Annotated in this window: 6 protein-coding genes and 1 pseudogene; 4 read left to right on the top strand and 3 right to left on the bottom strand. The window is 64.8% G+C overall.

Annotation, left to right across the window (positions count from 1 at the left end; genetic code table 11):
- A pseudogene (locus tag ACMV18_RS05095) lies at window positions 1–740 on the bottom strand (hypothetical protein); the annotation flags it as partial.
- 193 nt (window positions 741–933) lie between these two features.
- Here ACMV18_RS05095 and ACMV18_RS05090 point away from each other — a divergent pair.
- From ACMV18_RS05090 to ACMV18_RS05075, 4 genes are all read left to right on the top strand, one after another.
- Window positions 934–2,457 carry a flavin-containing monooxygenase gene (locus ACMV18_RS05090; protein ID WP_420816951.1) on the top strand — a complete coding sequence of 508 codons (1,524 nt, stop codon included), beginning with the start codon at window positions 934–936 and terminating at the stop codon, window positions 2,455–2,457.
- A gap of 36 nt (window positions 2,458–2,493) precedes the next feature.
- Complete coding sequence (locus ACMV18_RS05085) at window positions 2,494–3,378, top strand: metal-dependent hydrolase (RefSeq protein WP_420816950.1); 885 nt, start codon at window positions 2,494–2,496, stop codon at window positions 3,376–3,378.
- A gap of 179 nt (window positions 3,379–3,557) precedes the next feature.
- Window positions 3,558–4,829, top strand: coding sequence for a pectin acetylesterase-family hydrolase (locus tag ACMV18_RS05080; protein ID WP_420816949.1), 1,272 nt, complete (start codon window positions 3,558–3,560; stop codon window positions 4,827–4,829).
- A 191-nt stretch (window positions 4,830–5,020) separates the two neighbouring features.
- A complete protein-coding gene (locus ACMV18_RS05075; RefSeq protein WP_420816948.1) occupies window positions 5,021–7,801 on the top strand; it encodes a response regulator in 2,781 nt (926 codons plus the stop codon).
- Here ACMV18_RS05075 and ACMV18_RS05070 read toward each other — a convergent pair whose 3' ends face one another.
- Together ACMV18_RS05070 and yghU are read right to left on the bottom strand one after the other, a co-directional pair.
- The gene (locus ACMV18_RS05070; protein WP_374256613.1) at window positions 7,802–8,437 is read right to left on the bottom strand and encodes a glutathione S-transferase family protein; all 636 of its coding nucleotides are present in this window, start codon (window positions 8,435–8,437) and stop codon (window positions 7,802–7,804) included. It abuts the gene before it with no gap.
- Entirely contained in the window at window positions 8,434–9,300 is an 867-nt protein-coding gene (gene yghU, locus ACMV18_RS05065) for a glutathione-dependent disulfide-bond oxidoreductase (RefSeq protein ID WP_420816947.1), read from the bottom strand. Before yghU ends, ACMV18_RS05070 begins: the two co-directional genes overlap by 4 nt.
- Between the last annotated feature and the right edge of the window lie 4 nt (window positions 9,301–9,304).

Genomic DNA, 9,304 nt, shown 5'->3' with positions numbered 1-9,304 from the left:
TACCCCACCAGCGCAAAGGCATGGCCGCCCGCTTCTTTGGGCTGGGCCACGGGCCGGATGCGCACCAGGTCGGCATGGCCACGCAGTTGTTTGCGCGTGGGCACCGCCCAGCCTTCGTGCACGGTGGCCGAAACGTAGAGGGCGCCGTTCTGACGGATGGCCGCCTGCATGTCCACCACCGAGCGCATGTCCACGCGGTAGTACACGCCCAGGGTGCAGGCCAGCGCGTCCACGTCCCAGTTGCGGTCGGGGTCGTTGGGCTGGGCGGGGTCTTCCAGCGGCGCGGCGTGCACGCGGCGGCCTTTGGCATCGAGCACATAGGGCCACAGCGCCTCGCGGCACACGCCGTGGCGGTGCCAGCCTTTGAGCGCGCCGCGGCAGCTGGAGCCTTCGTAGTCTTCACCCGGCCATTCGTCGTACAGGCGGGCGAGCTGGTAGAGCATGGCCGGGCTCACGCGGCGCGCCTGGCTGGCGTCGCCCATCGCATCGCACACAAACAGCAGGTAGTTGACGACCGCAGCCAGGCCGAAGCCGGTGCAGGCGCCCTCCGAGCCCTGATCCAGCAGGTGACCCCCGGCGGCATAGGCGGGCAGCCACTGCTTCACCTCGGCATCCGAAGGCCACTGGGCGGGCAGGTTGCCCAGCGGGGGCAGGTAGGGCCGATCGCGCAGGTCCAGGCGATCGGGGCGGGCGTCCAGCGACACCGTGCGCTGGCCGATGACAAGCTGTCGGGTGGGCATGTCCGGCCTCCTTGGGTGAGGGGTGGCGGCCCGGGGGCGCGCTTCTCACGTTGTGAGATTTCATCTTATCGAGCAGGGGCCGGGTGCCCATCACTAACCTTAGGGGGGAGGGCAGGTAATCCCTGATGCGCCCGACGCCCGTTCTCCACACCATCCAAATCTGAAATCAATTGATGTCAGTTAAGGAATTGCCGTGTCTGTCCACCCCCTTCCCACGCCCGAGCACACCGATGTGCTGATCATTGGCGCAGGCCTGTCCGGCATCGGTGCGGCATACTACCTGCAGCGCGACCAGCCGGGCAAGTCCTTCGTCATCCTCGAATCGCGTGCGGCCTCGGGTGGCACCTGGGACCTGTTCCGCTACCCCGGCATCCGCTCTGACTCCGACCTGCACACCTTCGGCTACGAGTTCAAGCCTTGGGTGCAAGACAAGGCGATTGCCGACGGCCCCGACATCCTGGCTTACCTGCGCGAGACGGCGGCTGAAAACGGCATCGACCGCCACATCCGCTACCACCGCAAGGTGGTCTCGGCCGCCTGGTCGAGCGCAGAGGCCCGCTGGACCGTGACTGTGCAGCACACCGACACCGGCGAGACGCACACCATCGTCTGCAAATGGCTGTTCTCGGCCGCGGGCTACTACCGCTACGACCAGGGCTTCACGCCGCGCTTCGAAGGCATCGACAACTTCAAAGGCCAGGTGATCCACCCGCAGCATTGGCCCGAGAACCTCAACTACCGAGGCAAGCGCGTGGTGGTGATCGGCTCGGGCGCCACCGCTGTCACGCTGATCCCGTCGATGGCCAAGGACGCGCAGCACGTGACCATGCTGCAGCGCACGCCCACCTATGTGATGACGCTGCCCGCCAAGGACCCGATTGCCAACCTGGCGCGCAAGCTGCTGCCGGCCGACAAGGCCTACGCCTTTGCGCGCCGCAAGAACATCGGGCTGCAACGCGGCATCTGGCGCTTCTGTCAGAAGTACCCGAACGCGGCACGCCGCATCATCCGCTTCGTCAACAAGGCCTCGCTGCCCAAGGACTACCCGGTCGATGTGCACTTCAACCCACCCTACAACCCGTGGGAGCAGCGCCTGTGCGCCGTGCCCGATGGCGATCTGTTCAAGACCATCAAGCAGGGCAAGGCCTCGGTGGTCACCGACCACATCGACACCTTCACCGAAGGGGGCATCCAGCTGAAGTCAGGGCAGCACCTGCAGGCCGACATCATCGTCACGGCCACGGGGCTGAACCTGCAGCTGTTTGGTGGCATCGCCCTCGCGGTCGACGGTCAGGACGTGGACCTGTCGACCAAGGTGGCCTTCAAGGGGATGATGCTCAGCGACCTGCCGAACTTCGGCCTCATCGTGGGCTACACCAACTCGTCGTGGACCCTGAAGGTCGGTTTGCTGAGTGAACACTTCTGCCGCGTGCTGGCCCACATGGACCGCCATGGCTACGCCGTGTGCCGCCCCACTTTGCCCACGCCGGACATGGCCACCCGCCCGCTGCTCGACTTTGGCGCGGGCTATGTGCAACGCGCCATGAAATGGCTGCCCCGACAGGGCACCACCGGCCCCTGGGTCATGGCCATGGACGTTCAACACGATGCCGAGGTCCTGCGCCAGGGCCCTGTCGAAGATCCCTGCCTGCGCTTTGAACGCGCCGCCACCACCCCCGCACAGGCCCCCGCCATGAAGGCGGCCGCCAACGCCTGATCCCCCGCGCCGACATCACAAGAGGAGACTGCCATCATGTCCCATCCCTCCGAGCACAACCCGCACATCGTGCCCCGTGAAAAGCTGGACTTCGGACTGGACCAGGCCATCCCGAAGTACTGGCTGGGCGGCGATGCATTCAAGACCCGTCTGTTCGACGCGATGTCCACCATCTTCCCCGAGGGCGAGCGCTTCTTCATCTCGTGCGTGCGGGACTTCCGCGACCAGGTCACCGACCCGCACCTGAAACGCGAGATCAAGGATTTCATCCGTCAGGAAGGCCAGCACGGCATCATCCACAACCAGTTCAACGAGCACCTGCGCCAGCAAGGCATCAATGTCGATCGGCTGGAGCGTGCCACCCGCGACTGGCTGTTCGATTTCCTGCGCAAGCACCTGCCACGCAAACACACGCTGGCCATCACCGCCGCCTCCGAGCACCTGACGGCCATCATGGCCGAGGCCATGTTCGAACGCCGCGACGTCATGGGCGCCGCCGACCCGCGCATGTTCGCCATGTACGCCTGGCACGCCATGGAAGAGATGGAGCACAAGGCCGTGGTCTACGACGTGATGCAGAAGGTGGCCGGTGTGGGTTACCTGCGCCGCGTCATCACCCTGCTGGAGGTCACCTTCTTCTTCAACCTGCGCATGCTCAGCTACACCAACTACATGCTCAGGAAGGACCGCTTCAGCCGCTGGGAGCGTGCCAAGCTGTTTGCCAAGGGCATGTGGTGGCTGTACGGCTACCAAGGCCTGTTCAGCAGCTGCTGGCGCGCCTACCTGCGCTACTACAAGCCCGGCTACCACCCTTGGCAAGAGCCCCCTGTGGCGAGCTATGGCGTGTGGCTCGACACCTTCAACCGCACGGGCGATCCGGTCGAGGCGGGGCGCGTGGTCTACAAATCGGCACTCGTTTAACACCAAAAATTCAAAGATGCCGGGCAACCCCGCACCAGCGGGGGGCGCGTTCTGTCAAAACTGACGGTTAATCACCCCCGCCCGCACAAAGTGTGCACTTTGTCTCAGTAGATACCAGCAACCCAAACGGGTGTTTGAATTCCAGACTGGTTGGCCACAACAACGTGAAGGAGCCAACCATGTCCCTGAGATCCCTTGTGCTGGCCGCCGCCAAAACCCTCGGCGCCAGCCTGTTGTTCAGCGCCGCAGCCGCTCAGGCTGCCTACTTCCAGTGGGAAACGATCGAGCTGCCAGCGTCCTCCGGCGCCACCTGCGGCAACGGCACGCCCTACCGCTTCTTCGTGAACCGAACCCCCTTCACCAGCAAGACGGTGGTGATGTTCGAGGGCGGCGGCGCCTGCTGGGATCAAGGGGCTTGCAAAGGCGGCACGCTGCTGGATGCGGTCAACCCGGATGGCATCCCTGCCAACTACATGACGGATTTCAACCGTCAGGCGCACTGGGGTCTGGTCACGCCCTTCACCACCCGCATCAACCCCTTCCAGGCGGCTCAAACGCAAAGCTGGAACATCGTCTACCTGACCTACTGCACCGGTGACGTCCACACCGGCAACAAGTCGGTCATCTATGACAACGTCGATCCCACCAAACCCATGGTGTATTCGCACAAGGGCATGGTGAACGCACAAGCCGTGGCCAAATGGATGGCCACCAACCTGCCACGCCCGGCGCACCTGCTGCTGACCGGCTTCTCGGCCGGCGGTGTGGGATCGACCGCGCTGTACCCCTCGTTCCGCGAAACCATCAAGCCCAAGAAGATGGCCTTGATGGCCGATGCCGGCCCGCTGTTTGACGTGCCGCGCAACGCCACCCCCGAGCAAGCGCCCTCGGTGCTGCTGCACAACAAGATCCGCGATGTCTGGGGGCTGGACGGGGCCAACGGCCTGGTCACGCAGCTGATCAGCAAGTACCCCGGTGCAGGCTCGATCGACAACCTGGGCTCCATCACCAGTGGCTTGGGCAAGCTGTACCCCAACGACCGGATTGGCTATGCCGTGGCGCAGGAAGATGCCATCTTCTCGGCGTTCTCGTACCAGAAGTTCTTCCCCGAGATTGCCAACGCCAGCAGCGACGATCAGCGCCTGTCCTTGCTCAATGCCAAGTGGCGTCAGGAAATCACCGGCTGGCTCAACATGATGGCGCCCTACAGCAACGTGGGCTACTACGTGCCCAACTGGCGTGAGCTGAACCATGCCCACTGCCTGACCATCGTGACCTTTGGCGGCACCAGCATTGCCGAGAAGAACATCAACTCGGTGGGCACCTTCCTCGACAACTTGCTCGATGGCAGCGGCCCCGTCATGCGCGCCTTTGAAAACAACCGCTCGCACACCCGCGTGCTGCTCAGCGACATGCTGGCGGACCTGCTGGCCAAGATCCTGCCGATCTGATCCAGCACCCCTGACACGCAAGCCCTCTGCCTGCCGCGCGCACAGAGGGCTTGCGTCATGCAAAACCGCACGTTTCTGATCTGACTCACCACGGCCCTGCTGCGCCACCCCATAGAATGAAAAATTGATCGATTGACGGCCCGCGGACAAGACGTCTTCAGCGTCTGATCGACAGAGTCGCCGCATCGCTCATGGACATCGTCTTTCTTTTCTATGGACTGGCCTTCTTGCTGCTGGGTGTGGTGCTGGTCATCTGGCCCAAGCAAGACAGCCGCTTTGCGCTGGCCCACCTGCTGCCCTGGCTGACCGTCTTTGCCTTTTCCCACGGCCTCCTCGAATGGACGGACCTGTGGCGGGTGGTGCGCGGCGACCCGGTCTGGCTGGCCGTAGCACGCCCCTATCTGCTGCTGGGTTCTTTCGTCGCGCTGTACGAATTCGGGCGCCGTCTGCTGAAAGAAGCCCTGCCCAGCCCGCACCCAGTCTTGCGCGCCGCCCTGTCCCCCTGGATGCATGCGCCACTGTTGTCTGCCGTGGCCCTCGGCACCGCGCTGAGCGACCTGCCCGTGCGTGACCTGGCCATCTGGTCGCGGTATGTCTACGGCGGCACCGCCTCGCTGTTCACGGGCCTGGGCTTTCTGGCCTATTGCCGCCACCGCATTCAGCCGTCCCTGGAATCCGAGGACTTCCGCATCATCTGGCGCGGTTGCGTCTCGACGGGGCTGGCCTTCGTTGCCTACGCCCTGCTGGGTGGCTGGATCGTCCCTGCCGCCGACTGGGGACTGCCGGCTCACTTCAATCAAGACACCTTTCTGGCCGCCACCGGCGTGCCCGTGCAATGGTTTCGTGCCGGTTGCGCGGTGATCATCGCCGTGGCCGTGACGTTCATCTTGCGCGTGTTCCACGTCGAGCGGGCCGAGCACTTGAGCAATGCGCTGACCAAAACCGAAGCTGCGCTGACCCGGCTGGAAGAGCTGGGTCGCCACAACCGCCTGCTGCTGGAATCCGTGGCCGAAGGCATTTTTGGGGTGGACCTAGACGGTCGAGTGACCTTCATCAACCCAGCCGCCCTCGCCATGTTTGGCTGCACGGCCACCGAGCTGCTGGACCAGCCCATGCACGGGCTGACCCACTATGCCCGCGCGGATGGCAGTCCGTTCCCGGTCGATGCCTGCCCCACGCACCTCACCTTGCACGACGGTCAAGCCCGTCATGTGCCGGACGACTGCTTCTGGCGTCGCGATGGCACGCCGTTCCCCGTCTCGTACTACACCGCACGCGTCCAAGAGGGCAGTGAGGTCGTCGGTGCCGTGGTGGTGTTCGAAGACATCTCTGCGCGCAAGCAGGCGGAGGCCGAGCTGGCGCAACATCGCGAGCATCTCGAAAAGCTGGTCACCCAGCGCACGGCCGAGTTGCAAGCCGCCGAAGCCTACAGCCGCCTGCTGCTCGACGCCTCGGCCAGCGGCCTGTACGGCATCGACACCGATGGGCGCCTCACCTTCATCAACGATGCGGCCTGCCAGATGCTGGGCTACACCAAAGCCCAACTGATCGGCCGCCCCGTGCATGCCACGCTGCACCACACGCACGCCGATGGCAGCCACTTCCCGGCCGACAGCTGCCCGATGCTGCTGGCCTTGCAACGCGGTGCAGCGGTGAGCAACGACGACGACACCTTCTGGTGTGCCGATGGCAGCCCCTTGCCCGTGGCCTCGGCCACACGCCCCATGGTGCGCGACGGCGAGATCGTCGGCGCCGTGGTCAGCTTTGTCGACACCCGCCAGCGCAAACTGGCCGACGAGGCCCGCAGCCGCGCCCTGGCCGAAGCGGAACGACTGGTCCGCGTCAAGAGCGAGTTCCTCGCCAACATGTCGCACGAGATCCGCACCCCGCTCAATGCCATTTTGGGCATGGCCTATCTGGTGCGACGCTCCGGCGTCACGCCCGAACAAGCCGAGCGCCTGAGCAAGATCGACATCGCGGGTCAGCACCTGCTGGAAATCATCAACGCCATCCTCGATCTGGCCAAGATCGAAGCCGGCAAGTTCGAGTTGGCCAACACCGACGTGAACGTGGCCAGCATCGTGGCCAATGTGGCCTCCATGCTGGTGGACCGGGCCCAGGCCAAGCACGTCGATCTGGTCGTGGAAACACGCCCCATGCCGCACCCCCTTCGCGGGGACCCCGGCCGACTGCAACAGGCCTTGCTCAACTTCGCCACCAACGCAGTCAAGTTCACCCATCAGGGCCGCGTCACGCTGCGCGCCCATGTGCAAAGTGAAACGGCCACCTACGTGGTGGTGCACCTGGAAGTCGAGGACACCGGCATTGGCATCGCCCCCGAGGTGCTGCCCAATCTGTTCTCGGCCTTCGTGCAGGCCGATGGCACCAGCACCCGTCAATACGGGGGCACGGGCCTGGGCCTGGCCATTTCCAGGAGCTTTGCCGAAATGATGGGCGGCGAAGTCGGTGTGCGCAGCACGGTGGGTGAGGGCAGCTGCTTCTGGATGAACGTCCGGCTGAAGAAAGGCGAAGCCCGTGCGCACCCCAGCCTCGCGGGACAAGCCAGCACATCGCCGGAGCGGATGCTGGCCACACACCACCGCCATCGCCCCATCCTGCTGGTGGAAGACGAGCCCATCAACCGAGAAATGACCCTGGATTTGCTGGCCGACACGGGCCTGCAGATCGACGTGGCCGAGAACGGTCAGCGGGCCGTTGAGCAGGCGCGCCAGAAACGCTACGACGCCATCCTGATGGACGTGCAGATGCCCGTGCTGGACGGCTACGAGGCCACGCGCCAGATCCGCGCGCTGCCGGGTGGCGACGCCATCCCCATCATCGCCATGACCGCCAACGCCTTCGTGGAGGACAAGACGCATTGTCTGGATGCGGGCATGAACGACTTTGTCGCCAAGCCCGTGGACCCCGACATGCTCTACCGCACCTTGCTGAACTGGCTGTCGCGCACCTGATCACAGCGCCATCGACGGGCGCTCGGCCAGCCGGGCGCGCCAGCGCATCAGGTTCGGATGGGCGTCGGTCAGTTTGACCTTGACCACGCGGGCAAAGTCCACCGCCACCACGGCCGTGACATCGGCCACCGTGAGGCGGTCGGTGGCGATGTAGTCTCGCCCCGCCAGGCGGGCCTCCAGCTCATCAAAAAAGGTCTGCACACGCTGCAGCCCACGTGCCGCCAGCGCCGGAATTTGCGGGTAGTTCACCGGACCGGGCAGGGCACGGTTGGCCATGGCGGGGTTGCCGTTGCGAAACGCTTCGGCCACCGCCAGCAAGCCCTCGAACTCCATCTTCCAGGCCCAGTAAGCCACTTCCGCCTTTTCCAGCGGGGTCACGCCCATCAGCGGTGGCTCGGGGAACTGCGCTTCCAGATAGGCCGCAATTGAAGCGTTATCGGCCAGCACCACGCCCTCGTCCGTACGCAAAGCCGGCACGGTGCATTGCGGGTTGATGGCCCGAAACGCCTCGCTCATCTGCTCGCCCGTGCGCAGGTCCACCTGCACCGTCTCGTAAGGCACGCCTTTTTCGGCCAGCAGGATGCGGGCGCGGCGGGGGCTGGGGGCGGTTGCGCAGTCGTAAAGGGTGATGGTCATGCGAGCTTGTCCTGTGTGCGGGTGTCAAAGTCGGCGGCGTCGTGGCGCTCCAGCAGTTGGCTGGCGGGGTCGCCCCAGGCGCGATTGACCTTGCGGCCCCGCTGCACGGCAGGCCGTTTGGCAATCTCGTCTGCCCAGCGAATGACGTGGGGGTAGTCCTGCACCTGCAGGAATTCACCGGCCTCGTACAACTGGCCTTTGGCCAAAGCGCCGTACCAGGGCCAGATGGCCATGTCGGCAATGGTGTAGTCGTCGCCCACCATGTAGCGGCGCTCGGCCAGATGGCGGTTGAGCACGTCCATCTGGCGCTTCACCTCCATGGCATAGCGGTCGATGGCGTATTCGATCTTGACGGGTGCATAGGCATAGAAATGCCCGAAGCCCCCGCCCAGGAAGGGCGCACTGCCCATCTGCCAGAACAGCCAAGACAGGCACTCGGCCCGCTGGGCCGGCGCCGTGGGCAAGAACGCCCCGAACTTCTCAGCCAGGTAGGTGAGGATGGCACCCGACTCGAACACCCGGATGGGTTCGGGCCCGCTGCGGTCCATCAGCGCCGGGATCTTGGAGTTGGGGTTCACCTCGACAAAGCCCGAGCTGAACTGAGCGCCCTCGTTGATCGGGATGATCCAGGCGTCGTACTCGGCTCCGCTGTGGCCCAAGGCCAGCAACTCTTCCAGCATCACCGTCACCTTCACGCCATTGGGCGTGGCCAGCGAGTACAGCTGCAAAGGGTGCTTGCCCACCGGCAAGGCCTTCTCGTGCGTCGGCCCGGCGATCGGGCGATTGATGTTGGCAAACTTGCCACCGCTGCCTGACTTCCAGGTCCAGACGGCGGGTGGGGTGTAGTCTTGGGTGTCGCTCATGGGC

The sequence above is a fragment of the Aquabacterium sp. genome (genome assembly GCF_048860245.1).
Classification (GTDB): domain Bacteria; phylum Pseudomonadota; class Gammaproteobacteria; order Burkholderiales; family Burkholderiaceae_C; genus Aquabacterium.
The sequence above is the reverse complement of the archived record's forward strand: the minus strand, read 5'-3'. Positions and strand labels throughout refer to the sequence as shown.